This is a genomic window from Amycolatopsis sp. NPDC051373, assembly GCF_040689465.1.
Lineage (GTDB): Bacteria > Actinomycetota > Actinomycetes > Mycobacteriales > Pseudonocardiaceae > Amycolatopsis.
Genome location: NZ_JBFBAE010000003.1, coordinates 98,960 through 125,343, shown reverse-complemented (window position 1 = coordinate 125,343; position 26,384 = coordinate 98,960). Strand labels below are relative to the sequence as shown.

Here is a 26,384-nt window from a genome sequence, read left to right as displayed (position 1 = left end):
CTCCCGATGCTACCGCCGCGCCCCGCCCCGTCCGCGGTTCTGATTTACCCTGACGACATGCAGAGACTGAGCGGCCTGGATGCGAGTTTCCTCTACCTGGAGACCCCTGCGCAGGTCTTGCACGTCTGCGGGCTGCTCACGCTCGACGGGTCCACCGTCCCCGGCGGCTACTCGTTCGCCGAGCTACAGCGAAGGCTGGCCGAGCGCGTCGCGCTGATTCCGGAATTCCGCCGCAAACTGCACAATCCACTCTGGAACCTCAGCCACCCGGTGTGGGTCGAGGACGAGGACTTCGACCTCGACAACCACCTGCACCGCATCGGCGTGCCGGCCCCCGGCGACGACCGTGAGCTGGCCGAGCTGTGCGCCCACATCGCCGGCCAGCAGCTCGACCGCGCGCACCCGCTGTGGCAGTTCTACGTGATCGAGGGCTTGTCCAACGGTGGCATCGCGGTGCTCATCAAGATGCACCACGCGAGCATCGACGGCGTCGGCGGCGCCAGCCTGATCACCTACCTCGCCGGCCTCGAGCCGGAGCCGCCGCTGCCGGAAATCCCGCGGGACAAGCAGCACAACAGCGGCCTGCCCACGCGCGTCGAGATCCTGCGCGAAAGCGTGGAAGGACTCGTGCACCGCCCGTTCGAGATGGCGAAGCTGCTGCCGGAACTGGTGGAGCTCGTGCCCCGCTGGCTCGGCAAGACGTTGCGCGGCAAGGGGATGCCGGTCCCGTTCACCGCGCCCCGCACGTCGCTCAACGGCACGATCACCGGCCACCGCAGCGTCGCCTACGCCCAGGTCGACCTCGCCGACGTGAAGCGCGTGAAGAATGCCTTCGGCGTCACGGTCAACGACGTGGTGCTGGCGCTCGTTTCCGGCGCGCTGCGGCAGTTCCTGCTCGGCCGCGGCGAGCTGCCGGAAGACCCGCTGGTGGCGACCGTGCCGGTGTCCGTGCACGAGCGCACCGAACGCGACCACGGCAGCAACAAGGTGTCCGCGTTCTTCGCCTCGCTGCCCACCCACCTGGGTGACCCGGCCGCGCGCGTGTTCTTGCTCGCCGAGGCCAACCGCCTGTCCAAGGACCACCACTACGACATCGACGCCGACATGCTCGCCGACTGGGCCCAGTTCTCCCCGGCCACGGCGTTCGGCCTCGGCGTGCGCGCCTACTCCTCGCTGCGGCTGGCCGAGCGCCACCCGGTGGTGCACAACCTGATCATCTCCAACGTGCCCGGCCCGCCGATGCCGCTCTACCTGCTCGGCGCCCGCGTCACCGGCCTGTACCCGCTCGGCCCGGTCTTCCACGGCGCCGGGCTCAACATCACCGTCTTCTCCTACGAGGGCAAGGTCGGCGTCGGCCTGCTCGGCGCCAAGGAACTCGTGAAGGACCTGTGGCCACTGGCCGAGGCCCTGCCCGAGGCGATGACGGAGCTGCTGAAGGCCTCACCGGCCTAGTCGGGCATCCGTTCCGCCACCGCCGCCCGCGACTCGGGCGCGGGGAACGGGTCGGCGAAGTACTGCGTCTCGTGCGTGACGAAGCCGTCGGTGAACTCCATGACGCTCACCGAACGGGTGGGCGCGCCGTCGTAGGTGATCACGCATTCGCTGACCCAGAGGTCACCGCTGCCGGTGATGCGGCTGATGGTGAAGTGCCGCTCGGCCGGGTGGCCGCCGCGTTGCGCGCGGATGCGGTCGCGGCCGCGGAACCGTTCGCCGGACTGCGGGTAGTCCAGGATCGCGTCGGCGGCGTAGATCGCGTGCTCGACGTCGATGTCCCCGCGCTCGGAAGCCCGCCAGTGCTCTTCGATCCGGGCACGGATCTCGGGATCAGGAGTCACAGCCGTACCGTCCTTGCCGTCGGGGTTCGGCGGTCAGCCTAACCGCGGCACGCCTTCCGGCGGCGTTTCGCGGGCTGCGCTGTGGTTTTCTTCTTAGCCACGTAAGGGATATCGGCGAACTTCAGCGTCGCCTGCAGGCTGCGCACCGCCCGGTCGAGGCGCAGCAGCGCGACCTGCGACAGGGTGAACAGCTCGTCGACGTTCCACGCGCGGCCGGCGGCGGCGAGCACGACGGTGTCCGGCGCCTCGGTCAGCACGCGTCCGTCGTCCGATGTGGACACCTTCTCGGCCAGTTGTGCCAACGCTTCCGGCTCGTCGTGCAGCGCCTCGGCCGACACGAGCGCCTGGGTGTAGAGGTGGCTGGCGGCCGTCGCCCGGCCAAGCCACTTCACGTGGATCAGTTCGTTGCGCGGGCCCAGCAGGTCGCACAGCTCGAAGCGCGGGTGCAGCGGCGTGGTCGCGGTGTCGCGGTCGAGGCAGACGTACCCGTCGAGCGTGGCGACCTGGCGGCAGTAGCGGTTCTCGTCGTCGGGCTCGCCGGTGGGTTTCCACGTGAGGTCCGGCCACTCGTACTTGCGCGCGAGCAGTTGCGAGACCTGCTCGCGCATCTGCTCCACGTACGTCTCGCCGATGCGGTACCAGCGGCCCTGGTGGAACACGTAGCGCGTGTGCCCGATCGTCGTCTCGAACACGAGCCACTTCGCGACCTGCACCGGTGATCCGGTCTCCTCCTCGCCGGCCTCGTCGGCGCACGTCACCACGTGCCCGGCGCGCAGGGCCTTCACCCGCTTGTCCTCGGGCAGTTGCGCGAGGCGGCCGGTGAGGTGTTCCAGCTCCAGGCGCGACTCGACGTGCAATGGCCCGCCGGAGCCGAGGCCGGTGATGCGGAACGAGCCGGCGTTCTCGGCGTCGTTCACCGCGGTCGCGGGCCACGCCAGGCCGAGTGACGCGTCGGTGTCGCCGCCGAGCGCTTCGGCCAGGCGCGCCTCCAGCGTCGGCACGAGCCGGTGGTGGCGGTCGAGCGGCCGCGTTTGCGCCACGAACCGCAGCGCCGAGGACGCGTCGGGTTCGTCCACCACCGCGCCGACGGCGTCGAGATCCGCGAGAAAAGCCTGTGGTTCCTTCGCAAGCGGCACGTAGAGGGAGTTGCCGACGCGGATCCGGTAGCGCTTGCCGGTCACGCGCCCGTAGGTGAGGTCGGTCAGGTCCGCCGAGCCGGCCAGCCGGTTCACGAGGTCCCCGTAGGGCTCCAGCCGGAACGCGGAAAGCTCGCCACCGCCCGGGATCGAGATTTGCGTGGCGCGTGCCGAGACGTCGAGCGCGGCGCTCGACACCAGCCCGAGGTCGAACGGGTCGAGGCGGCGAATCCCGAACAGCAGCCCGAAACCCTGCTCCACGTACTCGTCGTTGAGCACGAGGTGCCCGGAGCCCCAGGACACCGCGTATGTCCAAGGTGGACGCGGCACGAGCAGCACGGCGAACGGCAACGTGGAGGAGAGGTCGAGTTCGCTGCCGGTCAACGCGCTCGCGTGCGGAAGCCATTGCGGGATCTCCGTGTGGAACGCGCCGGCGACCAGCCGCGCGCGTGTGCCGGAGAGGTCCACCGTCGTGTCGGTGGTGACCTGCTCGGGCTTGAGCGACACCAGCAGGTCGGACTCGGCGCCGGTGCCGTCGAGGCGGAAGAGGGAGACGGGTCGGCTGGGTGCGGACGGGGCAGGCATGACCACCACCGAAGTGTGCTGACGCGTGCGAAGGTCGAGTCAGAATGCGTGATTTTCTTGTCCATCCGGTTAATCACGCAGAGCGAACGTGATGCGGAATGGTGAAGTTCACCTTACTCGGGGTTTCCCGCATTGGCGGATCGCGCAATGATAACGTGATGTGGCGCGGGACGGGGGACGTTTACGGCATCGCGAAAGATCGGTTTCGGCCCAGCTCAGAAGTCTAACGGGTAATCCATTGGTGTCGTATTACCCTACCTGGAATGGCCATTTTGGGAATTCGCTCACATAACTCGAACGGCCCTGTCGAAGGGGGTTCTCCTGGGCTGTCCGGGTCTGTTTCTCCGCGTTTTCGTGACCCTGCGTGATGGCGAGCGCCGGACGGTGCGCGGACGAATAGGCCGCCCGGGTTTCCCGCTCGAAGGAGGACGGTTCGCGCTGCGGCGTGTGCCCGTCTACGCTGGCCTAGTCGTTTTCCGATCGGCCCGTCCTGGGGGCAGCATGATGACAGTCCCGTCGTTCGCACACGGCGACCGTCTCACCCGTCGGGACCTGGAGGCGATCACGGATGAACGCCATCGATACGAACTGGTGGACGGGACGCTTCTGGTGAGCCCGTCCCCGCGTCCGCTGCACCAGAGGGTCGTCGCGCGCCTGCTCGCGGCGCTCAGCCCGGTGTGCCCCGCGGATTGCGAGGTGCTCCCCGCACCGGTCGACGTCGTGCTCGACGAGTTCACCGTGATGATCCCCGACGTGGTGGTCGGCCGGCGCGAGACCTTCACCGAGCGCGCGCTCGTGGGCGTGCCGGTGCTCGCGGTGGAGGTCGTTTCCCCGTCCAGCCGCTACATCGACCGCCACCTCAAACCCGCCCGCCTCGCCGCGGCCGGCTGCCCGTTCTACTGGGTGATCGAACCAGGAGAGCCCACGCTCAGCTGTTTTCGCCTGGAGGGCACCGAATTCGTGCTCGACGCCGAGGCCACCGGCGACGAGACCGTGCACCTCGAGGTGCCCTACCGGATCTCCCTCAGCCCCGCGGACCTGGTTTCCAGCTACTGATCTTCATGCCGAGTCGGGTTCTTCTTCGCGCACCCGGCCGGTTTCCTCGTCGGCGATCGCCGCGTGCACCGATGTGCACGCCGCCATCAGTGCCGGCACGAACTGGTTCGCTGCGAGCACGCACGCCGTGTGCCCGGCGGGGATCTCGTACGTCGCCGCGCCCGGGATGCGCCGGGCCAGTGACCGCTGGTGCGCCGGCGCGATGAAGCCGTCGCGGCTGGTCACGACCACCGACGTCGGCACGCGCAGCGTGTGCAGCCACGGCGCGGAGTCGAAGCGGCCGATCTCGTCGAGCGCGACGGCGATGGCCCAGGGGCTCGTGGACCGGAACTCGGCGAGCGCCCACCGGTGGTCTTCCAGGCGCGCGAGCCGTTCGCGGCGCGGGTCGCCGGGGACGAGGCCGATCTTGGCCTGGTCGCGCATGAGCTGCAGCGTGCGTCCGAACAGGTCGAGTGCCACGCGCTGGCGTACGCCGCGGCGGAAGTAGCTCGCCGTGGAGCACAGGACGAGCCCGCTCACGCGCTCGCGCTGCTGATAGGCGACCATCTGCCCTACCATGCCGCCCATCGAGTAGCCGGCGATCATGAACCGGTCGATGCCGAGCGCGTCGGCCACCGCCACGACGTCGTCGGCGCAGTCCTGCAGCGTGAACTCGTGGGAGCGAATGCCCTGCCCGTGCCAGCGCTGGTCGAACACGACCACGCGGTAGTGCGCGGAAAGCCGGTCCAGCACGGGGTACCAGGTCAGCAGGCCGGTGCAGGCCACGGAGTGCAGCAGGATGATCGCGGGTGCCTGGCGCGGGCCGACGTCGACCACCACGGTCTGGCCGCGGCCCGGCAGTGAAAGCGGCTCCGGGTCCGGCACCCCGGCCGTGGGCGGGATCGTGGCCACCTTCCGGGTCGCCTGCCAGCCGACGTCGCTGAGCGCGCCTAGGAGAACCTGTTCCGCACCCACGTCGACTCGGCACCCCTCTTCGCTCGACGGCCTGTTCCGCTTCTGGCGTACCCGGTTGCCGAGGCCACCGGGGGTTGCCGAGCCCGCCCCTTCCGGTTAAGACTAGAACGTGTTCCACTTGTGACGGCCATCCGGAGGGAGGGACCGGCGTGGACTTCACCCCAGACGATACGCAGGCCGAGACCACCGCGCTGTCCGCAAGGGTGCTCGGCAAATCCGCCGACGCGGCAGAGCAGTGGCGCGCGCTGGCCGGCGCTGGGCTGCTCGCGCTCGCACTGCCCGCGGACCTCGGGGGCGACGGGCTCGGCTTCGCGGAGGTCGCCGCCCGTGCTGACCGAAGCCGGCCGCGCGGCTGCCGCGCCGCGTTGCACGAGCCGTCCGCGCCGCTCACGACCGTTCCCGACACCGTCGGAGAGGCCGCCGACGGTGTGTGGCAGCTCACCGGCGTGAAGACGGGCGTGCCGTATGCCGCGGACACCACGCGGATCCTCACCCCGGTCGCGCTGCCGGGTGGCACCGCCGTGGCGCTGATCGACCGTGCGCCGACGGCGTCGATCTCGTCCGCACGCCCAGCTCCGGTGGCTCACCCGAGTACCCCGTGCGGCTGGCCGGGGTGCGGCTCGCCGACACGGAGTTCCTGCGCGACCGCTCGCCCGGCCACGCCGTCGCCACGCTGCACCGGTTCGCGCTCGCGGGCGCGCTGGCGCTCGGCGACGGGCTGCTGGCCGGCGCGCTCGCCCTGACCACGCGCCACCTTGCCGAACGCACGCAGTTCGGCCGTCCGCTGGCCGCGTTCCAGGCCGTGGCCCAGCAGATCGCCGACGTCTACGTGGCCGCCCGGACCGTGCACCTGGCCGCGACGTCGGCCGGGTGGCGGCTGGCGGCGGGCCTCGACGCCGACACGGAGCTCGACGTCGCCGCCTACTGGCTCACCGACCAGGCGCCTGCCGCTCTCGCGACGTGCCACCACCTGCACGGCGGCCTCGGCGTCGACCGCGAGTACCCGCTGCACCGCTACTCCTCGGCGGTGAAGGACCTCGGCCGGGCGATCGGCGGCGCCGCGCACCGGCTGGGCCGGCTGGGGGAGCGGGTGGCCGGGTGAGCACGCACATCGAGCTGACGGCCGCGCAGCAGACGTTGCGCACCGAGCTGCGGGAGTACTTCGCGGGCCTGCTGACGCCCGAGGAACACCGGGTGCTGCTGCGGGAGCGCCACGGGCCGGGTGTACCGCGAGGTCGTGCGGCGCCTGGGCCGCGACGGCAAGCTCGGCGTCGGCTGGCCGAAGCGCTACGGCGGCCAGGGGTTCGGCGAGACCGAGCAGCACCTGTTCGTGGACGAGGCCGCGCGCGCCGACGTGCAGCTGCCGTCGGTGACGCTGCAGACGGTGGGCCCGACGCTGCAGGAATTCGGCACCGAGGAGCAGAAGGCGCGGTTCCTGCCGCGGATCCTCGCGGGCGAGATCCACTTCGCCATCGGCTACACCGAACCCGAGGCGGGCACGGACCTGGCTTCGCTGCGGACCCGCGCGGTCCGGGAAGGCGACGAGTACATGGTTAACGGCCAGAAGATCTTCACCACCGGCGGCCACGACGCGGACTACATCTGGCTCGCCGTGCGGACCTCGCCCGACGCGCCCAAGCACAAGGGCATCTCGATCCTCGTCGTCGACACGTGCGACCCCGGCTACTCGTGGACGTCGATCATCACCTGCGACGGCGCCCACCACGTGAACGCCACCTACTACGAGAACGTCCGCGTGCCGGCGGACCTGCTGGTGGGCCGCGAGAACGAGGGCTGGCGGCTGATCACCACGCAGCTCAACCACGAGCGCGTGATGCTCGGCCCGGCCGGGCGGATCGGCGGCCTGCACGACCGCGTGTGGGCGTGGGCCGCCGCGCGCCGCACCCGGACGGCCTGCCGTTGCTCGACCTGCCGGACGTGCGCGCGGTGCTGGCCGAGACGTTCGCGGTGGCGCGCGTGAACGAGCTGCTCGACGGGCAGGTTGCTTCGGGGACGGGCCCGGTCGCGGTGGCCGACGCGTCGGCGACGGAGGTGTTCGCCTCCGAGCGCATCCAGCGGATCGGGCGGCTGCTGGAAGAGCTCGTGGGGCGCCACGGCGACCTCGCCGACCCGGAGACGGCCGAGCTCGCCGAGTGGCTCGACGTGCTGGCCAAACGCAACCTGGTGCTGACGTTCGGCGGGGGCGTCAGCGAAATCCAGCGCAAGCTGATCGCCTCCGCCAGGCTGGGACTGCCGAGGGTGCCGCGATGACGACGATCGAGGAAGCCGCCGCGAAGATCGCCGCCGCGGGACCGTGCGTGCCGCGGCTCGCGCGGGATCCGGTGAACCAGGCCATGGTGAACAACTGGGTGGAGGCGATCGGGGACGCCAATCCCGTCTACGTCGATCCCGCGGTCGCGTCGGCTTCCGTCCACAAGGGACTGGTGGCGCCGCGGCGATGGCGCAAGGTGTGGACGATGGCGGGGCTGCACGGCGGGCGCGCGGACGACGACCCGATGGGCGCGATCATGGCGGTGCTCGACGAAGCCGGGTACACGTCGTTCGTCGCGACGAACTCCGACCAGACCTACCACCGCTATCTGCGGCCGGGGGAGCGCGTCGCGGCCACGACGGAGCTGCTGGACGTCGCCGGGCCGAAGCGTACCGCGTTGGGTGAGGGCTGGTTCGTGACCACGCGGCCGTCGTGGACCGTGGACGGCGAGCCGGTGGCGGACATGGTGTTCCGAGTGCTGAAGTTCCGGCCCGCGGCCGTTTCCGAACCACCGGCGCCCGTGCTGGGGCCGGTGATCAGCCGGGACACGGAGTTCTTCTGGGCCGGCTGTCCGACGGCGAGCTGCGCATCCAGCGGTGGGGCGACACGCTGCGGCACCCGCCGGGCCCGATGTCGCCCGACGGCTCGCTGGCGGCGACACCGGACTACGTCGTCGCGAGCGGCGCGGCACGGTCTACAGCTACGTCGTGCACCACCACCCGCCGGTGCCGGGCAAGCGGCTGCCGTTCGTGGTGGCGTTGGTGGAGCTGGAGGAAGGCGTGCGCGTGATGGCGGAGCTGCTCGACGCGGCGCCGGACGAGGTGCGGGTCGGGCTGCCGGTGGTCGCCGCGTTCGTGCGGGTGGACGACGAGCTGACCTTGCCGGCGTGGCGGGTGGCACGATGAGTGAGGTCGTGCCGTCGTTGCGGATCGAGGCGACGACGACGTTCGTGGTCAGCACCGCGCTCGCGACCCGCGACTTCCAGGACGTGCACCACGACCGCGACGCCGCCCTCGCCCGGGGTTCGAAGTACATCTTCCTCAACATCCTCACCGACACCGGTCTCGTGCAACGGTTCGTGAGCGAGTGGGCCGGGCCCGAGGCACTGATCCGCTCGATCAAGATCCGCCTCGGCGTGCCGTGTTACGCGGGGGACAGGCTCACGTTCACCGGTCAGGTCGTCTCCCGCTCCGGCGACGACGTCGAGCTCGCCGTGTCCGCCACCGGCAGCCTGGGCGAACACCTGACCGGCGCGCTCTCCCTCGCCCTGCCTGGTGGTGCGCCGTGACGTTGGCGGGCGCGGCGGCGATCGCCGGAATCGGGCCACGGTGTTCTCCAAGGATTCGGGTCGCAGCGAACTCCGGTTGGCGGCCGAATGCGTGACGCACGCGCTGACCGACGCCGGCCTGTCGGCGTCCGAAGTGGACTGACTGGTGTCGTTCACGATGGACGGCACCGCGGAGATCGCGCTGGCCCGCGAGCTCGGCATCCCGGAGCTCAAATTTCTTCAGCCGCATCCACTACGGCGGCGGCGCCGCGGCCGCGACGGTGCAGCAGGCCGCGATGGCCGTGGCCACCGGTGTCGCCGACGTCGTGGTGGTGTACCGGGCCTTCAACGAACGCTCCGAACAGCGCTTCGGCCGCGTGTCGGCCGCCGCGGCGACGCAGGTGAACTCGTCCGGTGTGGACAATGCGTTCCACTACCCGATGGGCATGGCGACGCCGGCCGCCACCGTCGCCATGATCGCGCGCCGCTACCTGCACGACTACGGCGCCACGAGCGAGGACTTCGGCCGCGTCGCGGTGGTGGATCGCGCGCACGCCGCGACCAACCCGGCGGCGTGGTTCCACGGCCGGCCGATCACGCTCGCCGAGCACCAGGCGTCGCGCTGGGTCGCGGAACCGCTGCACCTGCTCGACTGCTGCCAGGAGAGCGACGGCGGGGTGGCGCTGGTGGTCACGAGCGTCGAGCGCGCTCGACCTGCGTCACGCGCCGGCCGTGGTCGCCGCGGCGGCCCAGGGGAGCGGGCCGGACCAGTACGTGATGACCAGCTACTACCGCGACGACCTCGCCGCGCTGCCCGAGATGGGTGTGGTGGGCCGGCAGCTGTGGGCACGGTCGGGGCTCGGACCGTCCGATGTGGACGTCGCGGGGCTCTGCGACCACTTCACCCCGTACGTGCTGATGCAGCTGGAGGAGCTCGGCTTCTGCGGCCGTGGCGAGGCGAAGGACTTCATCGCCGGCGACACCCTGACGCCGGACTGCGCGCTGCCGCTCAACCCGCACGGCGGGCAGCTCGGCGAGGCCTACATCCACGGCATGAACGGCATCGCCGAGGCCGTGCGCCAGATCCGCGGCACGGCCGTGAACCAGGTGCGCGACGCCGAGACGGTGCTGGTGACCGCGGGCACCGGCGTCCCCACCAGTGGACTGGTCTTGACTCGTCACTGAGCGCGACCCATACCCTGGCCCCGTACGGGTAGCTCCACAAGGGCGGTAATTCTTGTGGGGCAACGGCTTTCACCTCTTTGCTGGCTGGTGCTCACCCGCCGTGGAATGTCACCGTGGAGCGGAGATCAGCGACGCAGCGTGAAAGCAGGCACGACGATGTCCGGATCCACCGTCCTCGCGGGCTCGCCATGAGTGCACCGGTGCTGGTGGCGTGGCTGCTCACCGCGGTCTTCGCGGTGCTCGCGCTGCCGTGCGTGCTGCGGCTCGTGCGACTCGACTACGCACGGCTGGGCCACGGCCTGCGCCACGCCGACCTCGCCGAGCTGCTGCTCGTGGTCGCTATGGTAGCGATGCTCTCGCCCGTCGGCGGCCCGATCCCCGCGGCGGGCTGGCAGGCAGTGTTCGTGCTCACGGCGGCCTGGTTCGGGTTCGCCTGGTGGCGCGGGCGGGGTCAGGCGCACGCGGCGCACGCTTCAGGCTGCGGCCACCACGCGCTGTCGGCGGCCGCGATGCTGTACATGGTGACCGCGATGCCCCACGACGGCATGGTCCACGGCCCGTGGCTCACGATGTCCTCAATGGACGCCCGGCTCGCGGTACCGCTGCTCGCCGTGCTGGGCGCGGTGTACTTCGTGGCCGACGCAGCACGGTCGGGAGTGATCGCGGTGCGCACGCGCGGCGCGGCCGCACCCGGGCTGACCTCGCGCACGGTGTGCCGCGCGGTGATGGGTGCGGGTATGGGGTACCTGCTGCTCGCTGCGGTGTGACGGAGTGTGGCCGGTTCAGCCGATTCGGCGCACTTCGCCGTCGGGCGGGGGCGTGCCGAGGTCCGGCAGCTCGCTCACCGGGTTCTCCTCGATCCACTTGCGCGTGGCGGCGACGTCGCGGTCGAGGGCCGCGATCAGCTCCTCGCCGGAGTCGTACCTCTGCTGCTCGCGCAGGTGCGCGCCGAGCCACACCGTGAGCGTCTCGCCGTAGAGGTCGCCCTTGAAATCGAGCAGGTGCGCTTCGACGAGCCGGTAGCCGTCGGCGCCGTAGTAGGTGGGGCGGCGCCCGACGGACACGGCGGCGGCCACGTGCGTGCCGTCCGCGCGCTCGGCCCAGCCGGCCCAGACACCGTCGCCGACCTGCCCGCTCTGGTTGCGCAGCGCGATGTTCGCCGTGGGGAAGCCCAGCTCCCGGCCGCGCTTGTCACCCGGCTCCACCGGTCCGCGGACCACGAAGAAGGTGCCGCTGTGCTGACCGAGAGCGTGCTCGTCCGCCATCCGCCGTCCCGTCCCTGTTCCGGTGTCCTTTCCGACACCGTAATACTGGCGGTCGGCTCAGCGCGGCACGAGCACTGTGTCGGACAGCACAGGAGTGTCGTCACGCTCCGGAGCGGTGGTGGTCACCAGCAGCCGGTCGCTCTCGCGCCACACGCGCGTGCGCAGCGGTTCGCCCGGAAAGACCACGCCGGCGAACTTCGTCCCGAACGAGCGGATCCGCGTGGGGTCGCCGTCGAGGAACGCGTCGGTGAGCGCCTTCGCGACCACGCCGTAGGTGCACAGGCCGTGCAGGATCGGGCGGTCGAACCCGGCGGCCTTCGCGAACGCGGGGTCGGCGTGCAGCGGATTGCGGTCGCCGCACAGCCGGTACAAAAGCGCCTGCTGGGGCAGCGTCGGGGTGTCGAGCACGGCGTCGGGCTCGCGCTCGGGCCACGCGAGCTTCCGCGACGGCCCGCGGTCGCCGCCGAACCCGCCTTCGCCGCGGGCGAAGATGCCGGAACGAGCCGTCCACAGTGGATCGTCCTGGGTGTCGGACACCGTGGTCTCCTGCACGAGAACCGCGGCCTTGCCCTTGTCGAACACGTCGGTGATGCGGGTGCGCGCCACCGCTTCGCCGTCGACGGGGATGGGCCGGTGCAGCTCGATCTCCTGCGTGCCGTGCAACACCTTCGCGAGGTCGATGTCCACGCCCGGGAACTTCAGCGCGGGCGGGGTGAACGTGCGCAGGTTCACCGCGACGGTGGCGAACGTGGGGATCACGCGCAGGTCCTGCTCGTAGGCGTAGCGCAGCTCGCGCTCGTCGACCGGATCGGCGCCCGCGCCCAGCGCGAGGTGGTAGAGCAGCACGTCGGACGGCGTCCAGGCGAACCGCACCTCGCCGAGGTCGGCACCGCTCGCGAGCGCGGGGTCGATGGGCACGGAGTCTCCTTGGTTTTCGGCTATTCGTAGCTGACCGACACCTCGTCGGTGACGGGCAGCGACTGGCAGGCCAGCACGATCCCATCGGCGAGATCTTCGGCGTCCAGCACTTCGTTGTTCAGCATCTTCACCTCACCCGACACAAGGCGGCACGCGCAAGCGCTGCACTGGCCTTCGCGGCACGAGTAGGCGCGTCGAGACCCTCGGCGAGCAGGTGGTCGAGCAGCTTCCGCTGCCGGGGCCAAGCGACGGTGCGCGTCTCGCCATCGAGATCGACGGTGAGCCGGGCCGTCTCGTCGCCGGCGGCTTCAGGCTCGGGTGTTTGCTCGAACGGATTCCCGGTGAGGGAGTGGAACTGCTCGACGTGGACTCGCTCGCGCGGCACCCCGAGCTCGGTCAGCGCGGTCCTGGCCGCGGCCATGAACGGCGCCGGCCCGCACAGGTACGCGTCGTGGCCGCGGTAGGGCGCGGCGAGGGTTTCGAGCATGCGCGCGGACGGCAGGCCCTGCAGGCTTTCGAGCCAGTGCACCACGGTGAGCCGGTCCGGGTGCTGTGTCACGAGCTCGGCGAGCTCCCGGGCGAAGATGACGGACGCTTCGTCGCGGTTGGCGTAGACGAGCACGACCTGACCGGTGCCGTGCCGCAGCGCCGACTTCAGGATCGACATCACCGGGTGATCCCGCTGCCCGCCGCCAACAGCAGGAAGTCGTCGTCCAAGGAGGACGCCACGAACACCCCGGCCGACGGCAGCACATCGATCTCCGCGCCGACCCGCAGCTCTTCGCACACCCAGCCGGAGCCGAAGCCCGTGCGTTTCACCGTGACCTGCACCCGGCCTTCGTACGGCGCGCTCGACAGCGAGTAGCACCGCGCGACGGACCCGGTGCGGTCGCTGGGGATCGGCAGCGTGAGGAACTGGCCGGGCGCGTAGGCGAAGGCCGCTTGATGTCCTTCCGGGATGGTGAACACGATCGAGCGCGCGTCGGCGGTCTCGACGATCACCTCCGCGACGGTCAGCGTCACGACGTCAGCCACCGCGCACCACCTCGACCGTGCTGCCGTCGCGGGACACGTCGGCCACGGCGAGGCTCCCGTCGCGCACGGCGTCGGCAATGCTGCCGGCCAGCTTCCCGCACGTGTCGAGCAACGCGGGATGCCGGCCGGCGGCCACGTGCGCGGCGAAACGGGACAGCTGTGGGAAGCGTCGGTGGTCCACTGGATGCTCGTGTGCGCGAGGCTGTTCTTCTTCACCAGCACGCACGTTCCGCAGCCGCGGCACTCGTGCGGCCGCAGCCCGGCGGTGAGGAACTCCGTGACCTCTGCCGTCACACGCCTGCCTCTTCCGCCTCGGCGCGCTGTCGCGCCAGGTTCTCCGCCACCTCAGCGGCCCACGCCTCGTTGGCCTTGCTGGTGTCGACCTCGAACTCGAAGCGGCGGGTCATGTCCTCGGTGACGTCGTCGGCGTTCACGTAGAACTGCTCGTACCAGCGGCGCAGCTGGTACACGGGCCCGTCTTCCTCGCACAGCAACGGGTTGTCGATGCGGGTCTTGTTCTTCCAGATCTCCACGTCCTGCAGGAACCCGACGCCGATGCCCTTCGCGAGCCGCGCGGCGATCTTGTCCGCGTGCTCATCGGAGATCCTGGCAGCTTCTTGACCATGATCCCCCACTGCAGCACGAACGACGTCGGCGTGACGGGGTAGTGGCAGTTGATGAGCACGTTCTCGATCTCGAAGCCCTGGAACGAGTTCACCAGGTGGTTGATCATGTACGACGGCCCGAAGTACGAGGCTTCCGAGCGCAGCAGGTTGTCCTCGCCGCCGTAGTTCGAAGCCATCCCGATGTCGGGGCGGCCCTTGGTGTTGAGGAACTGCGTGGCGACGTGGCCTTCGAACACGTTCTTGAAGTACGTGGGGTAGGCGTAGTGGACGTAGAAGAAGTGCGCCATGTCCACGACGTTGTCGATGATCTCGCGGCAGTTGGCGTTCTCGATGAGGATCGAGTCCCAGGTCCAGTTGCTCCACTCGTCGCTGAACGCGCCCTCGACGCGGGGGATCACCGCGTCGTCGGGCGGCGGGTTGCCTTCGGGGTCGTGCCACACGAGCAGCTGCTTGTTCTCCTCAAGCACGCGCCAAGACCGTGTCCGCGCGCGAAGCGGAACCCGTTTGGCGTAAGGGATCGACACGCATTTGCCGGCGCCGTTCCAGCGCCAGTCGTGGAACGGGCACGCGACCTCATCGCCCTTCACCGAGCCCTGGGTGAGGTCGCCGCCCATGTGGCGGCAGTAGCCGTCGAGCACGTTGAGCCGGCCCGACAAGTCGGCGAAGACCACGAGCTTCGTGCCGAACGCTTCGATGGCGTGGGGTTTCCCGTCGCGGAGGGTGCCGGCGAGGCCGAGGCAGTGCCAGCCGCGGGCGAAGCGTGTGGGCGGCGTGCCGGCGTTCGATCGTGCGGACGGTCTCTCGCGGTGGTGACGTCACTGGCTGCCTCCCGTGCCGGTCCGATCTTCGGTCGCGAGCCGCTCGGCCGCTAGGTAGCCGAACACCATCGCGGGCCCGATCGTCGCGCCGGGTCCGGCGTAGGTGCGGCCCATCACGGCCGCGCTGGTGTTGCCCGCCGCGTAGAGCCCGGGGATGACCGAGCCGTCTTCGCGCAGCACGCGGGCGTGCTCGTCGGTGCGCAGCCCGCCGTTGGTGCCGAGGTCGCCGGGCACGATCTTCACCGCGTAGAACGGCGGTTTGGCCAGCGGGCCGAGGCTGGGGTTGGGGTGGTTGCGCGGGTCGCCGTAGTGTGGTCGTAGGCGCTTCGCCCGCGGTGGAAGTCTTCGTCGACGCCGGTGCGGGCGAAGCCGTTGAAGCGTTCGACGGTGCTTCGCAGGGCTTCGGGAGGTACGTCGATGCTGGTGGCCAGCTCTTCGATCGTCGGTGCCTTCGCGACGATGCCGGCTTTGTACCAGCGGCCGGGCAGCGGCCGGCGGGGCCCGATGCCGGTGAACAGGTAGCGGTCCTTGTAGCGCTGGTCGAACACGAGCCACGTGGGGATGTGCTCGGCGGGGCCGTCGCCTTCGCCGTACATCGCGTGGACGGCTTCGACGTAGGGCGCGGACTCGTTGACGAACCGGCTGCCGCGCGCGTTGACCATGGGGGAGCCGGGCCTCGACCGCTCGGCGAGGGCGAACCACGGGCCGCCGGTGAGCGGGATCGACGGGCCCCACCACGCGTCGTCCATGAGGTCGGTGGCCGCGCCGAGCTTCAGGCCGGCCGCGATGCCGTCGCCGGTGTTGGCAGCGGCCCCGACGGTCCACTCGGTGCCGATCGGAGCGCGCTGGTACTTGGTGCGCATCTCCTCGTTGTGCTCGAAGCCGCCGCACGCGAGCAGCACGCCGCGCCGGGCGTGGAAGACGCCGGCGGTGGTTCGGACGCCGGTGACGCGGCCGTCGTCCGTCGTCAGCTCGACGAGCGGGGCGTCGAGGAGGACGTCGACGCCGGCGCGCCTGAGCCCCAGGAAAAGCCCGGCCGCAAGCGCTTGCCCCATGGCGATCGGCTGCTGCCCGCGGAGTCTCCCGGCGAACCAGCGAGCGCCGAGTTCGGCGACGCGGGCGAGGCCGCGGGGGTGGCGGGGAGCAGGCTCAGCCAGCGATAGTCGGACTGGGTGATCGGGACGCCGAGCGGCGGCGCGCTGTACGGCGGCTCCAGGCGAGCCAGGTCGTCACCCAGGAGCTTCGCGTCGAGCGGCTTCGGTTCGACGGAGCGGCCTGCGGCGCGTCCGCCGGGGGCTTCGGGGTGGTAGTCGCTGTAGCCGGGCACCCAGCGGAACTCGAGTGGGGCGTTGGGCGCGGCGTCGGCATGCATTGCTGGCTTCGTACGCCGCGAAGCCGGGGATTTTATGTGCTACCGCTTCGACGCTCGTTGCACCGGCGCGTGGAGCGGCTGGAAGAGCGGTATTCGCGTGAGGTGCGGATCGTCGCGCGCCGGAGTGTGGTGCTCGCGGCGGGCGGGTTCATCGCGAATCGTGAGCTGGTGCGCCGGCATGCACCGGCGTACCGCGGCGGGCTTGCGCTGGGGACTTCGGCCGACGACGGTTCGCGCGACTTCCTCCAACGAAGCACCCGTGACGCGCCCGCGGCCCAGGAGGTGCCACAGCTGCAACCGCGCGAACCACTGCCCCTGCTTGCGTCCGTCCCGCCGAGCTTCGGCGACCACCGGCTCGTCGACGAGCAGCCAGCCCCGTCCGCCGTGCGCGGTGATCATCCGCTCGCCGATCGCCGCGCCGTAACGGGATTCGTCGATGATCCAGCGCCCGGCGACGTCCACGAGCAAGCCGCCGAGGAACGCGGCCGGCGGCGTGAGGAACCGCCACGCCGAGATCCGGTCCATCTCCGCGACCCGCCCGCCCACCGACAATCCCAGCTCGATACCCCGGCGTGCCGGTGTCGGCCCGGAGGGGTTGCGGGAGACGTACGCCGCGTATCGGCAAGGCCGGGATCCGCTGGGCAAGCCCGCGGAGTTCGCGAGGCCGCTGGACACTCCACCGTTCTCGCTGATCGACGTGTCCGTGAAGCCGAGCCTCGGCTACCCGTGCCCGATGCTGACGCTGGGCGGGCTCGTGGTCGACGAGGACACCGGCGCGGTGGCCGGCGTTCGCGGTCTGTACGCGGCGGGGCGGACGGCGGTGGGAATCTGTTCCAGGTCCTACGTGAGCGGTCTGTCGCTGGCCGACTGCGTGTTTTCCGGTCGTCGGGCAGGGAAGAGCAGTGCTCCGGAGTCCAATCGCGTCGACAAAACGAGAACGTGTTCTATTCTTGGTCTCGTCGAACGAGAGGACGGCCGATGAGCGAGCTGCCTGCCGTGATCACGGGAGTGCGTGACCTGCTCCCGGTGCTGCGGGAACGCGCGCAGGAGACCGAGGACGCGCGGCGCGTGCCGGTCGAGTCCGTCAAGGCGTTGCAGGAGACCGGGTTCTTTCGCCTGCTGCAGCCGAAGCGGTATGGTGGGCTGGAAGCCGACCCGGTCACGTTCTACACCGCGGTGAAGCTCGTGGCGAGCGCGTGCGGGTCCACGGGCTGGGTCGTGTCCATCCTCGGCGTCCACCCGTGGCACCTGGCGCTGTTCGACGCGCGGGCGCAGGAAGAGGTGTGGAGCGAGGACCACGACGTGCGGATCTCGTCGTCGTACGCGCCGATGGGCAAGGCGACGGTGGTCGACGGCGGCTACCGGCTGTCGGGCCGCTGGAGCTTCTCGTCCGGCTGCGACCACTGCACGTGGGTGCTGCTGGGCGCGCCGGCGTTCGCGGACGGCGCGCCGGTGGACTTCTGCACGTACCTGCTGCCGCTGTCCGACTATTCCCTTGTGGACGTGTGGGACACGGTGGGCCTGCGCGGGACGGGGTCCAACGATGTTGTGGTGGAAGACGTCTTCGTGCCCGCGCACCGCGCACTGTCCTTTGTGGCCACGTCCAAATGCCGGACGCCGGGCCAGGAGGTGAACCCGGGGCCGTTGTACAAGCTGCCCTACGGTTCGGTGCACCCGAGCACGATCACCGCACCGATCATCGGCATGGCGCAGGGCACGTACGACGCGCACGTGGAGCACCAAGGGCGTCGCGTGCGAGCGGCGTACGCGGGGGAGAAGGCGCAGGACGATCCGTTCGCCAGGATCCGCATCGCCGAGGCGGCCAGCGAGATCGACGCCGCGTGGCTGCAGCTTACGCACAACATCGACGAGCTGTACCAGTTGGCGTGCCGCGGTGAAAAGCTGCCGTTCTCCACGCGGCTGCGCGTGCGGCGCGACCAGGTCCGCGGCACCGACCGCGCGATCTCCGCGATCGACCGCCTCTTCGAAAACTCCGGCGGCCGCGCGCTGCAACGCGGCACCCCGATCCAGCGCTTCTGGCGCGACGCGCACGCCGGCCGCGTCCACGCCGCCAACGACGCCGAGCGCGCGTACGTCATGTTCGGCACCGGCGCCTTCGGGCTGCCCGTCGAGAATGCGATGGTGTGATGGGCAATTTCGTTACTGTCCCGAGTGGGCTCTCGCTGCACTACCACGAAGCCGGCACCGAGCATGCCGAAACCCTGATCCTCCTCCACGACGGCGGTCCGGGCGCCTCGGCGTGGTCCAATTTCGGACGCACCCTGCCCGAGTTCGGCAAGGTGTACCGCATGCTGGCCGTCGACCAGCCGGGTTTCGGGCAGTCGTCGAAGCCCACCGAGCACCCCCACTACTTCCGCCACAGCGCCGACGCCATCGTTGGCCTCATGGACACGCTCGGCATCGCGCGCGCCCACTTCGTCGGCAATTCCTTGGGCGCGGGCGCCGCCGTACGCCTGGCCCTGGACCACCCTTCGCGCGCCGGCCGCCTGGTCCTGACGGGCGCGGGTGGCCTGAGCGTGAACCTCTTCGCACCCGACCCCACGGAGGGCGTGCGCCTGCTGGGCCGCTTCGCCGCTTCCCCCACGCGCGACCGCATGGCCGCGTTCCTGCGCATCATGGTCCACGACCAGTCCCTGATCACCGACGAGCTGATCGACGACCGCTTCGCCGCCGCTTCTTCACCGGAATCCCTGGCCGCCATGCGCTCGCTGGGCCAGTCGTTCGCATCGTCGGTCGAGGACGGCCTCCTCTGGCGCGACGCCTACCGCCTACGCCAACGCGTCCTGCTCGTCTGGGGCCGCGAAGACCGCGTAAACCCCCTGGACGGCGCCCTCCTCGCCCTGAAAACCATCCCGCGCGCCCAACTCCACGTCTTCGGCGGCTGCGGGCACTGGGCCCAGCTCGAGAAGTTCGACGAGTTCAACCGCCTCACACTCGACTTCCTGGGGCCATGAGTTCGTTGAGGTACGTCCGCCCGGCCCTCGACTTCCTCGGGCGTGCGTAATGGCCATCAGCTCCCTCGGTTACCTCCGCGTCGAAGCAACCGACGTCCCCGCCTGGCGCGTTTATGCGTTGAAGGTCCTGGGCTTGGTCGAAGGCACCGGCCCCAACCCCGACGCGCTGTATCTGCGCATGGAGGACTTCCCCGCCCGCCTCGTCATCGTCCCCGGCCCCGCCGACCGCCTCGCACAAGTCGGCTGGGAAGCCGCCAACGCCGAGGAACTCGACGACATCCGCATCCGCCTGGCCGCCGCTTCCGTGCACTACAAGGAAGGCACGCCCGACGACTTGGCCGACCGCCGCGTCACCGAACTGATCACCTTCGCCGACCCCTCGGGCACCACACTGGAAGTCTTCCACGGCGTCGCCCTCCAGCACCGCCGCGTCGTCAGCCCCTACGGCCACCACTTCGTCACCGGCCCCCAAGGCCTGGGCCACGTCGTCCTGTCCACCCACGACGACGCCGCCGCGCTCGCCTTCTACCGCGACATCCTCGGCTTCCGCCTCCGCGACTCCATGCGCCTGCCACCCCAGCTGATCGGCCGCCCCGCCGACGGCCCACCCGCATGGCTGCGCTTTCTTCGGCTGCAACCCCGCCACCACAGCCTCGCGTTCCTCCCGATGCCCACCCCCAGCGGCATCGTCCACCTCATGCTGGAAGTCGAATCCACCGACGACGTCGGCCGCTGCCTGGACCGCGCCCACCGCCGCTCGGTGCCGCTGTCGGCCACCCTCGGCCGCCACGTCAACGACCTCATGCTCTCCTTCTACATGAAAACCCCCGGCGGCTTCGACCTCGAATACGGCTGCGAAGGCCGCCACGTCGACGACACCACCTGGCTCGCCCGCGAAAGCACCGCCGTGTCGTTGTGGGGCCACGACTTCAGCGTCGGTTCCCGATGACGACGGTGCTTGGCAGTTTTTTCCGCACGCCGGCATCGCGGTGTCGCTGTGAGGACAGGACCTCGGCGTCGATTCTCGATGATGAGGGCGGTTCGCGGTTGTCTCGGCCCGGGCTGGCGTCGCGGGGTCGTTGTGGGGCCGCGCGTTCAGCGTCAGTTCTCCATGACGACGGTGCTTCGCATTTGTCTCCGCGTGCGCAGGCACCGCGGTGTCTTTGTGGGCCTGTGGCTTCAGCGTCGGTTCTCGATGGCCGCGTTGCTTTGCAGCGTTTCCGCGTGCCTCGGCGCCGCGTGTCTTTGTGGGACTGCGACTTCTGCTTCCGTTCCCGATGGCCACGTCGCTTCGCAGTCTTCTCCGCCCACGCCCGCCCGCCGTGGCCTCGGAGCCACCGGCGACCTGGCGTCCTACGGCACCGTCGATGAGCCCTGGATGACCGCCGTACTCGATCCGTCTCGATTCCGTGCCGTGCTCGGGCACTTCTGCACCGGCGTCACCATCGTCACCGGACGCGACGGGGCCACTCCCGTCGGGTTCGCGTGTCAGTCGTTCGCGGCGTTGTCGCTGGATCCGCCGCTGGCGTTGTTCTGCGTGGCCCGCGCGTCGCGCACCTGGCCGGTCCTCGCCGACACGGGTCGCTTTGCGGTCAACGTCCTCGCCGAGCACCAGCGCGACCTCAGCGCCACCTTCGGCGCCCGCCGCGACGACAAGTTCGCCACCGTCGCCTGGCACCCCGCCCCGTCCGGCGCCCCGCTGATCCACGGCGCCCTCACATGGATCGACTGCGCCCTCGAGACCGTGCACCCCGCCGGCGACCACCAGGTCGTCATCGGCCGCGTGACCGCCCTCGGCGACACTTCCGACGCCCGGCCGCTCCTCTTCCACCGCGGCCAGTACACCGTCACGGAACCGGTCCCCGACCGGCTCGCGGCCCTCCTGCCCTGGCCCCGCCCGGACGACTGGCTGTAGCGCGCCCGAGCCTCACTTCCAGCGGAAATGCACGAACACCCGCCCGAAGTTGTCCTTGTCCTTCTCCACCCGGTGGTAGAGCGCCTTGATCTCCTTCTGCTCCAAGAACCGCAGCACGTGCTTCTTCAGCTGCCCGGACCCCTTGCCCGGGATGATCTCCACGAGCGGCGCCTTCTTGGCCACCGCCTCGTCGATCACCGCCCGCAGCGCCCGGTCGATCTCGCCGCTGCGGTTGTAGATGTCGTGCAGGTCGAGTTTGAGCTTCATGCCGTTTAGCGTGCCACGCGCGCCCCGCGAGACGACCGGACCGAGCCTCCGGCGCACCCCTCACGGCGCCGGCGGCTCGGTCCGAAGAGGAGAGATCAGCAGGCGTTGATCTTCCAGGAGTCGGCCTTGTCGTTGGCGCCCGGGATGTCGGCGAGGTTCTTGTAGTCCTTGAACGGGCTGACCTTCAGGATCAGCTTGTCGCCCAGGACGCCGCGGTGGTTGTAGAGGCAGATGGTGCGGTTGCCGTTGTTGATGATCGACGACAGCTCGCTGCGCCGGTCACCCTTGGTCGCTTGCGGCGGGTTGTTGAAGCTCCCCGACGGTGTGGAGCTGTAGTTCAGGTGCCAGCGCTGGTTGTAGACGCCGGCGTTGTAGTCCTTGTCCTGGTAGAAGCAGTAGTAGTTCGCCGGGCAGGGCGCGGTCGCGGCGGAGGCCGGCGCTGCGGCGAGCACGGTGCCGGCGGCGACACCGGCGACGGCGGCCGCGATCGCGGCGGCGGAACGGATCTTCGACATGGCGGTTCTCTCCCCTTGAGCGGTCACCCCGGAGCGGGCGACCGGATGGCTCAACCGTGCCGAGATCCGTCCTCGCGCCATCATCGCGCCGTCCTCACGCAGGTCAGCGCAGGTATGATCACGGCCCGGGGAGGGTTGTGGATGGACTTCTGTGTGCTGGGTCCGTTGGAGATCTGGACGGCCGGGGGACGGCTGCCCCTCCCGGGAACCCGGCATCAGCGCGTGCTGGCGACGTTGCTGCTCACCCCCAACGCCGTCGTCCCCATGGCGAGGCTCATCGAGGCCACGTGGGAGGGCGAGCCGCCCGCCACGGCCACCAAGCAGGTGCAGAACTGCGTGTCGGCGCTGCGCGAACGGCTCGGTGACGCCGAGCAGCGCCTCATCGTCACCGACGGTCCCGGCTACCGGATCACCGTCGCCGACGACCAGCTCGACCTGTTCCGCTTCACCAAGGGCATCGCCGACGCGAGGCGGTTCGCGGAGAAGGGCGCCCTGCGCGACGGCGTGCGCGAGATGCGCGCCGCACTCAAGCTCTGGCGCGGTCCCGCACTCGACGGGCTCGAAACCTCAGTGCTGGTCAGCCGTGCCGGACGGCTGGACGAGCAGCGCCTGGACGCGTTCGAGTCGTGCGTCGACTGGCAGATCGCGCTCGGCCAGCACCGCGAGGTCGTCGACGAACTCGCCGAGGTCGTCGCCGAGCACCCGCTCCGCGAACGGCCGCACGCCCAGCTGATGCTCGCGCTCGATCGCTCCGGCCGGCAGGCAGACGCGCTCAAGGTGTTCCAGCGCCTGCGCACCGACCTCGCCGAAGAGCTGGGCATCGACCCCGGCCCCGACGTCCGCGACCTGCACGAACGAATCCTCCGCGGCGAGAACCGCCCGGCCGGCGACGCGCCCGCCACCGCCGCACCCCCGGACGAGCTCGACCGCGCGGCGAAGGAGCTCGCCGCGGCAATCACCCGGCAGTGGACTGCCGAAGCCGAGATGCGCTCGCTCAAGCGGCCGGAGCCGGTGCCGTTGAACTGGTCGAGCACCGAGCGCGAGGTCGCCGCCGCCGCGTCAGCAGTGCTCGGCGCCCGCCCCGGCGAGGGCCCGGACCGCCTCGTGCTGAGCGGCGACCTGACCGACGTCGTCGCGAAGTTCCGGCAGGTCCCGGCCCGTCAGCTCGTGGTACTCGGCGAGCCCGGCGCCGGAAAGTCCGTGCTGGCGATCCTCCTCACTCTCGGTTTGCTTACCGACCCGCCACCGGGCGAGCCGGTGCCGGTGCTGTTGCCGCTCGCCTCCTGGAACCCGCACCGCGAGCACCTGCACACCTGGCTGGCGCGCAAGCTGGTCGAGGAATACCCGGGCCTCGCGAACACCGCCGCCTACGGCGAGGACGCTGGCCTGCGCCTGGTCCTCGAAGGCCGGATCATTCCGGTCCTCGACGGCCTCGACGAAACCCCGCCCGGCCTCCACACCGCCGCCATCGATGCGCTCGACCAGGCCGTCGGCGCCGGCCGCCCGCTGGTGGTGACCTGCCGCAGCGCCGAGTACGAGCTCGCGGTCCGCCAAGCGGGCTCCTTCCTGACCCGGGCCGCGGTGGTCGAGATCGAGCCGGTCGAGATCGAGGACACGATCGCCTTCCTCACCGCACGCCGACGCTCGGGCGAAACCCGCTGGGACCCGCTCGTCCGCCGCCTTCGCCGCGAGCCAACCGGGCCGCTCGCCCAAGCCCTGCGCACGCCCCTCATGGTCGACCTCGCCAGGACCGCCTACGCGAACCCCGCCACCGACCCCGGCGAACTCTGCGACCCCACGCGATTCCCGGACCGCGCATCCGTCGAACGACACCTCCTCGACGCGTACCTCCCCGCCGTCTACACCCGCAAACCCGCGCCTCCCGCTCAGCTCGTCCGCCCACACCGGCCGCGCGACTACGACCCCGCGGAGGCCGAGCGCTGGCTCACCTTCCTCGCGCGGCTGCATGAGCGCGAACGCACTGGCGACCTCGCCTGGTGGCAGCTCGACCGCGCCGTGCCGAGGCTCGTCGTCGGCCTGTACCTCGGCCTGCCGCCCGCGGTGCTGTTCGCCCTCACCGGTTGGCTGGCCGCCGGCCCGGTGATCGGGGCGATCTACGGAGGCTCTTTTGCGATCGCAGGCTGCGTCACGCACAGCGTCGGGCGCCGGCCAGGACCGCTACGAGTGGAACCGAGGTTCGCGGGCACCGCCGGCCGCTTCGCCCGCCGGTTCGCGGTGGGCGCCGTGATCGGAGTCTGCCTCGGCCTCGGCTGGTCGCTCCCGGCCTGGGTGGTCAGCCTGCTCGCGCTCGTGTTCGGCCTGGCCATCGGCGTGCACGTCTGGCTGGGCACGCCGCTCGACGCGAACCGGGTGTCCAGCCCGAAGACCGTGCTGCGCCACGATCGTGCCGCGGCTCTCTCGTTCACGTTGTCATTCATGGTCTCCCTGGGTCTCTTCTACGGTTTGGCACTGGCTCTCACCCCCGCCGAGTCCACCTTCGAAGTGCTGAACGGGCACTACGACGTCGTGCTCGGCCTGGCGGGCGGGGTGGCCGCCGGGCTGCTGGGCCGGTACCTCGTGGCGAACCTGGGTGGTATCGCCTACGGAATCGCCGGCGCGGTCATCGGTGGACAGGTGTTCCTGCCCGCGACCAGCGCGGTGCAGGCGGTGGCAGGTGGCGGTCTGTTCGGCCTTTCGGTCGGCGTGAGTGTGTGTTTGGCCCGGGCGTGGGGCGCGTTCGCGTTCACCCGGCTCTGGCTGGCGTCGCGCGGCCGGATTCCGTGGGGATTCATGGCTTTCCTCGCCGACGCGCACCGGCGCGGGGTGCTGCGTCAGGTCGGCGAGGTGTACCAGTTCCGGCACGCGAGGCTGCAGGAGCGTCTTGCCGACGCGGGATCTGCAGCAGGTGGGCGCCCGGATATGGGTGACGAGTAAGGATCACTGGAGCAGCACCGTTCCATCATGCCCACGGTGATCCGCCGATGTCATCGATTCGAACACATGTTCGCACGATCGAGTGGTCGCTCGGGTGAAGGGCGGCAATTGCCGCCTGGGGTGCGCTAACGTCGAATTCATCAAAGCAGCCGGACGCGGTGCGACTCCGCCCCGTCCTCATCGGCGCGAAAATCCTTCAGCAGCAATCATTTCTGCACTCGAGCAGCACATCTCGAGCAGCACACCGACACACATTCACGTGAGAACGGATCAGCGATGTACCCAGCAGAAGTCAATTCGGCGGCGCGCAAACAGGTTCGTCTCAGCTGGAGACCGGAGCGCCGCCTCACGGACGGCGAGCGAAGACCCAGGGCGTCACCCCAGGGTCTGCCACCAACCGTCCACAGCGGGCGGGTTCGCCACGTCGATCCGCTGGCCAGGCTTCGGCACGGCGAGGGCGAGGTCGTTCGCCTTGGCCTCGCGCCACACGCGGTCAGCGGGTTCGCCCCAAGGGTGCATGGCAAGGGTGAACGTCGCCCAGTGCACGGGCAGGAGCAGCCCGCCGCGAACGTCGATGTGTGCGGCGATGCCTTCTTCGGGCGTCATGTGGATGTCCGGCCAGTGCGGGGCGTACGCACCGATCTGGATGAGCGTGGCGTCGAACGGGCCGTACTCCTCGCCGATCTCGGCGAAGCCGTCGAAGTAGCCGGTGTCCCCGCTGTAGAACACCTTGTGCTGCGGCCCGGAGATCACCCACGACGTCCACAGGGTGCTGTCGTTGCCGATGCCGCGGCCGGAGAAGTGCTGGGCCGGCGTCGCCACGAACCGGATGCCGGCGATCTCGGCTTCCTCGTGCCAGTCGAGCTCCACGATTCGCGAAGCCGGCACGTGCCACCGCTCCAGGTGCGCGCCGACCCCCAATGGCACGAGGAACGGCGCGTCGTGCGCCTCGAGCAGGGCGCGCACGGTGGCGAGGTCGAGGTGGTCGTAGTGGTCGTGCGAGATCACGATCGCGTCGACCCGGCCGACCGCGTCCAGCGGTACCGGCGCGGCGTGCAGGCGGCGCGGGCCCGCGAAAGCGGCGGGCGACACCCGGTCGCTCCACACCGGATCACACAGCACGCGGGCGCCGTCGATCTCGACGAGCGTCGAGGCGTGGCCGTACCAGGTGAGGAACAGGCCTTCGTCGGAGTCGGCGGCGGCGTCGGCCACGAGCGGGATCTCCGCGGAAGGCTTGCGGCGGTCGCGGTCGTCGCCGAAGAGCAGCTCGCGCAGGATGCCACCGGCGGCCGAGGGCGAAGGGGCCGAGCGCGTGGGTGAGGCGTTGTGGAAGACGCCGTCGGCGTACTGCGGCGAGCGGCGCATCCGCTCGGCACGCGCGCCGGTGGCCTTCGCGCCGAAGGCCACCGGAAGGTCACCGAGTGCCGAGACAGTTTTCCTGAGCATGCCCTCGA

The 26,384-nt window shown here is 70.5% G+C and carries 18 protein-coding genes and 10 pseudogenes; 15 read left to right on the top strand and 13 right to left on the bottom strand.

Going from position 1 to position 26,384, the window contains the following annotated elements; translation table 11 throughout:
* Positions 1-57: 57 nt before the first annotated feature.
* On the top strand, positions 58-1,452 hold the full coding sequence (locus AB0383_RS06615; protein ID WP_366185653.1) for a wax ester/triacylglycerol synthase family O-acyltransferase: 1,395 nt from the start codon (positions 58-60) through the stop codon (positions 1,450-1,452).
* Here AB0383_RS06615 and AB0383_RS06610 read toward each other — a convergent pair.
* The gene (locus AB0383_RS06610) at positions 1,449-1,835 is read right to left on the bottom strand and encodes a nuclear transport factor 2 family protein (RefSeq protein ID WP_366185651.1); all 387 of its coding nucleotides are present in this window, start codon (positions 1,833-1,835) and stop codon (positions 1,449-1,451) included. The genes AB0383_RS06615 and AB0383_RS06610 overlap by 4 nt on opposite strands.
* A 38-nt stretch (positions 1,836-1,873) precedes the next feature.
* A complete protein-coding gene (locus tag AB0383_RS06605) occupies positions 1,874-3,556 on the bottom strand; it encodes a TIGR04141 family sporadically distributed protein (RefSeq protein WP_366185649.1) in 1,683 nt (560 codons plus the stop codon).
* Positions 3,557-4,060: 504 nt separating this feature from the next.
* Here AB0383_RS06605 and AB0383_RS06600 point away from each other — a divergent pair.
* Complete coding sequence (locus AB0383_RS06600; protein WP_364174936.1) at positions 4,061-4,612, top strand: Uma2 family endonuclease; 552 nt, start codon at positions 4,061-4,063, stop codon at positions 4,610-4,612.
* Between the two features lie 3 nt (positions 4,613-4,615).
* Here the strand turns inward: AB0383_RS06600 and AB0383_RS06595 are convergent, their stop codons facing one another.
* Entirely contained in the window at positions 4,616-5,566 is a 951-nt protein-coding gene (locus AB0383_RS06595; protein ID WP_364174608.1) for an alpha/beta fold hydrolase, read from the bottom strand.
* Between the two features lie 149 nt (positions 5,567-5,715).
* On the opposite strand from AB0383_RS06595, the pseudogene AB0383_RS06590 reads away from it, so the two are divergent.
* The 6 genes and pseudogenes from AB0383_RS06590 to AB0383_RS06565 all read left to right on the top strand — a co-directional run bounded on the left by AB0383_RS06590 (position 5,716) and on the right by AB0383_RS06565 (position 11,057).
* Positions 5,716-6,668 (top strand): annotated as a pseudogene (locus tag AB0383_RS06590) (acyl-CoA dehydrogenase family protein).
* A pseudogene (locus tag AB0383_RS06585) lies at positions 6,665-7,837 on the top strand (acyl-CoA dehydrogenase family protein). The pseudogenes AB0383_RS06590 and AB0383_RS06585 overlap by 4 nt, the downstream one beginning before the upstream one ends.
* Positions 7,834-8,743: pseudogene (locus AB0383_RS06580) on the top strand (OB-fold domain-containing protein). Before AB0383_RS06585 ends, AB0383_RS06580 begins: the two co-directional pseudogenes overlap by 4 nt.
* Positions 8,740-9,126, top strand: coding sequence for an acyl dehydratase (locus tag AB0383_RS06575; RefSeq protein ID WP_366185647.1), 387 nt, complete (start codon positions 8,740-8,742; stop codon positions 9,124-9,126). Before AB0383_RS06580 ends, AB0383_RS06575 begins: the two are co-directional and overlap by 4 nt.
* Positions 9,123-10,290: pseudogene (locus AB0383_RS06570) on the top strand (lipid-transfer protein). The gene AB0383_RS06575 and the pseudogene AB0383_RS06570 overlap by 4 nt, the downstream one beginning before the upstream one ends.
* Before the next feature lie 188 nt (positions 10,291-10,478).
* Positions 10,479-11,057 (top strand): DUF5134 domain-containing protein, encoded by a 579-nt coding sequence (locus AB0383_RS06565; protein WP_366185645.1) that lies wholly within the window; start codon positions 10,479-10,481, stop codon positions 11,055-11,057.
* A 15-nt stretch (positions 11,058-11,072) separates the two neighbouring features.
* Here AB0383_RS06565 and AB0383_RS06560 read toward each other — a convergent pair whose 3' ends face one another.
* From AB0383_RS06560 to AB0383_RS06535, 6 genes and pseudogenes are all read right to left on the bottom strand, one after another.
* Positions 11,073-11,555 carry a riboflavin kinase gene (locus AB0383_RS06560; protein WP_366185643.1) on the bottom strand — a complete coding sequence of 161 codons (483 nt, stop codon included), beginning with the start codon at positions 11,553-11,555 and terminating at the stop codon, positions 11,073-11,075.
* Between the two features lie 57 nt (positions 11,556-11,612).
* Positions 11,613-12,473, bottom strand: coding sequence for a MaoC/PaaZ C-terminal domain-containing protein (locus AB0383_RS06555; RefSeq protein ID WP_366185641.1), 861 nt, complete (start codon positions 12,471-12,473; stop codon positions 11,613-11,615).
* Between the two features lie 20 nt (positions 12,474-12,493).
* Positions 12,494-13,508, bottom strand: a pseudogene (locus AB0383_RS06550) (ferredoxin--NADP reductase).
* Entirely contained in the window at positions 13,501-13,689 is a 189-nt protein-coding gene (locus AB0383_RS06545) for a hypothetical protein (RefSeq protein ID WP_366185639.1), read from the bottom strand. Before AB0383_RS06545 ends, AB0383_RS06550 begins: the two are co-directional and overlap by 8 nt.
* 109 nt (positions 13,690-13,798) lie before the next feature.
* Positions 13,799-14,916: pseudogene (locus tag AB0383_RS06540) on the bottom strand (Rieske 2Fe-2S domain-containing protein); the annotation flags it as partial.
* A gap of 33 nt (positions 14,917-14,949) precedes the next feature.
* Positions 14,950-16,303, bottom strand: a pseudogene (locus tag AB0383_RS06535) (FAD-binding protein); the annotation flags it as partial.
* Between the two features lie 23 nt (positions 16,304-16,326).
* On the opposite strand from AB0383_RS06535, the pseudogene AB0383_RS06530 reads away from it, so the two are divergent.
* A pseudogene (locus AB0383_RS06530) lies at positions 16,327-16,558 on the top strand (FAD-binding protein); the annotation flags it as partial.
* Here the strand turns inward: AB0383_RS06530 and AB0383_RS06525 are convergent.
* Positions 16,556-16,891, bottom strand: a pseudogene (locus AB0383_RS06525) (FAD-binding protein); the annotation flags it as partial. The pseudogenes AB0383_RS06530 and AB0383_RS06525 overlap by 3 nt on opposite strands.
* Between AB0383_RS06525 and AB0383_RS06520 the strand changes: the two are divergent.
* From AB0383_RS06520 to hsaB, 5 genes and pseudogenes are all read left to right on the top strand, one after another.
* Positions 16,887-17,306, top strand: a pseudogene (locus tag AB0383_RS06520) (hypothetical protein); the annotation flags it as partial. The pseudogenes AB0383_RS06525 and AB0383_RS06520 overlap by 5 nt on opposite strands.
* Positions 17,303-18,472 (top strand): 3-hydroxy-9,10-secoandrosta-1,3,5(10)-triene-9,17-dione monooxygenase oxygenase subunit, encoded by a 1,170-nt coding sequence (gene hsaA / locus AB0383_RS06515; RefSeq protein WP_366185994.1) that lies wholly within the window; start codon positions 17,303-17,305, stop codon positions 18,470-18,472. The pseudogene AB0383_RS06520 and the gene hsaA, both read left to right, overlap by 4 nt.
* Positions 18,472-19,299, top strand: a complete 828-nt coding sequence (hsaD, locus tag AB0383_RS06510; RefSeq protein WP_364174587.1) for a 4,5:9,10-diseco-3-hydroxy-5,9,17-trioxoandrosta-1(10),2-diene-4-oate hydrolase — start codon at positions 18,472-18,474, stop codon at positions 19,297-19,299. The genes hsaA and hsaD overlap by 1 nt, the downstream gene beginning before the upstream one ends.
* Positions 19,300-19,348: 49 nt before the next feature.
* Complete coding sequence (gene hsaC, locus AB0383_RS06505; RefSeq protein ID WP_366185637.1) at positions 19,349-20,248, top strand: iron-dependent extradiol dioxygenase HsaC; 900 nt, start codon at positions 19,349-19,351, stop codon at positions 20,246-20,248.
* 429 nt (positions 20,249-20,677) lie between these two features.
* Positions 20,678-21,214, top strand: coding sequence for a 3-hydroxy-9,10-secoandrosta-1,3,5(10)-triene-9,17-dione monooxygenase reductase subunit (gene hsaB, locus AB0383_RS06500; protein ID WP_366185635.1), 537 nt, complete (start codon positions 20,678-20,680; stop codon positions 21,212-21,214).
* Positions 21,215-21,226: 12 nt separating this feature from the next.
* Here hsaB and AB0383_RS06495 read toward each other — a convergent pair whose 3' ends face one another.
* Positions 21,227-21,481, bottom strand: coding sequence for a Smr/MutS family protein (locus AB0383_RS06495; RefSeq protein WP_220238245.1), 255 nt, complete (start codon positions 21,479-21,481; stop codon positions 21,227-21,229).
* 95 nt (positions 21,482-21,576) lie between these two features.
* A complete protein-coding gene (locus AB0383_RS06490) occupies positions 21,577-21,996 on the bottom strand; it encodes a peptidase inhibitor family I36 protein (protein WP_366185632.1) in 420 nt (139 codons plus the stop codon).
* A gap of 141 nt (positions 21,997-22,137) precedes the next feature.
* Here AB0383_RS06490 and AB0383_RS06485 point away from each other — a divergent pair, with 141 nt between their 5' ends.
* A complete protein-coding gene (locus AB0383_RS06485) occupies positions 22,138-24,930 on the top strand; it encodes a BTAD domain-containing putative transcriptional regulator (protein ID WP_366185630.1) in 2,793 nt (930 codons plus the stop codon).
* Between the two features lie 375 nt (positions 24,931-25,305).
* On the opposite strand, the gene AB0383_RS06480 is transcribed toward AB0383_RS06485, so the two are convergent.
* On the bottom strand, positions 25,306-26,376 hold the full coding sequence (locus tag AB0383_RS06480; RefSeq protein WP_366185628.1) for an MBL fold metallo-hydrolase: 1,071 nt from the start codon (positions 26,374-26,376) through the stop codon (positions 25,306-25,308).
* Positions 26,377-26,384: the final 8 nt, after the last annotated feature.

Excerpts from the sequence above, each read along its gene's own strand:
- AB0383_RS06600 (WP_364174936.1), top strand. The coding sequence starts at position 4,061 with ATGACAGTCCCGTCGTTCGCACACGGCGACCGTCTCACCCGTCGGGAC.
- AB0383_RS06490 (WP_366185632.1), bottom strand. The coding sequence starts at position 21,996 with ATGTCGAAGATCCGTTCCGCCGCCGCGATCGCGGCCGCCGTCGCCGGT.
- AB0383_RS06480 (WP_366185628.1), bottom strand. The coding sequence starts at position 26,376 with ATGCTCAGGAAAACTGTCTCGGCACTCGGTGACCTTCCGGTGGCCTTC.
- AB0383_RS06495 (WP_220238245.1), bottom strand. The coding sequence starts at position 21,481 with ATGAAGCTCAAACTCGACCTGCACGACATCTACAACCGCAGCGGCGAG.
- AB0383_RS06615 (WP_366185653.1), top strand. The coding sequence starts at position 58 with ATGCAGAGACTGAGCGGCCTGGATGCGAGTTTCCTCTACCTGGAGACC.
- AB0383_RS06565 (WP_366185645.1), top strand. The coding sequence starts at position 10,479 with ATGAGTGCACCGGTGCTGGTGGCGTGGCTGCTCACCGCGGTCTTCGCG.
- hsaB (WP_366185635.1), top strand. The coding sequence starts at position 20,678 with ATGACCGCCGTACTCGATCCGTCTCGATTCCGTGCCGTGCTCGGGCAC.
- AB0383_RS06485 (WP_366185630.1), top strand. The coding sequence starts at position 22,138 with ATGGACTTCTGTGTGCTGGGTCCGTTGGAGATCTGGACGGCCGGGGGA.
- AB0383_RS06605 (WP_366185649.1), bottom strand. The coding sequence starts at position 3,556 with ATGCCTGCCCCGTCCGCACCCAGCCGACCCGTCTCCCTCTTCCGCCTC.
- hsaD (WP_364174587.1), top strand. The coding sequence starts at position 18,472 with ATGGGCAATTTCGTTACTGTCCCGAGTGGGCTCTCGCTGCACTACCAC.
- AB0383_RS06560 (WP_366185643.1), bottom strand. The coding sequence starts at position 11,555 with ATGGCGGACGAGCACGCTCTCGGTCAGCACAGCGGCACCTTCTTCGTG.
- AB0383_RS06575 (WP_366185647.1), top strand. The coding sequence starts at position 8,740 with ATGAGTGAGGTCGTGCCGTCGTTGCGGATCGAGGCGACGACGACGTTC.
- hsaC (WP_366185637.1), top strand. The coding sequence starts at position 19,349 with ATGGCCATCAGCTCCCTCGGTTACCTCCGCGTCGAAGCAACCGACGTC.
- hsaA (WP_366185994.1), top strand. The coding sequence starts at position 17,303 with ATGAGCGAGCTGCCTGCCGTGATCACGGGAGTGCGTGACCTGCTCCCG.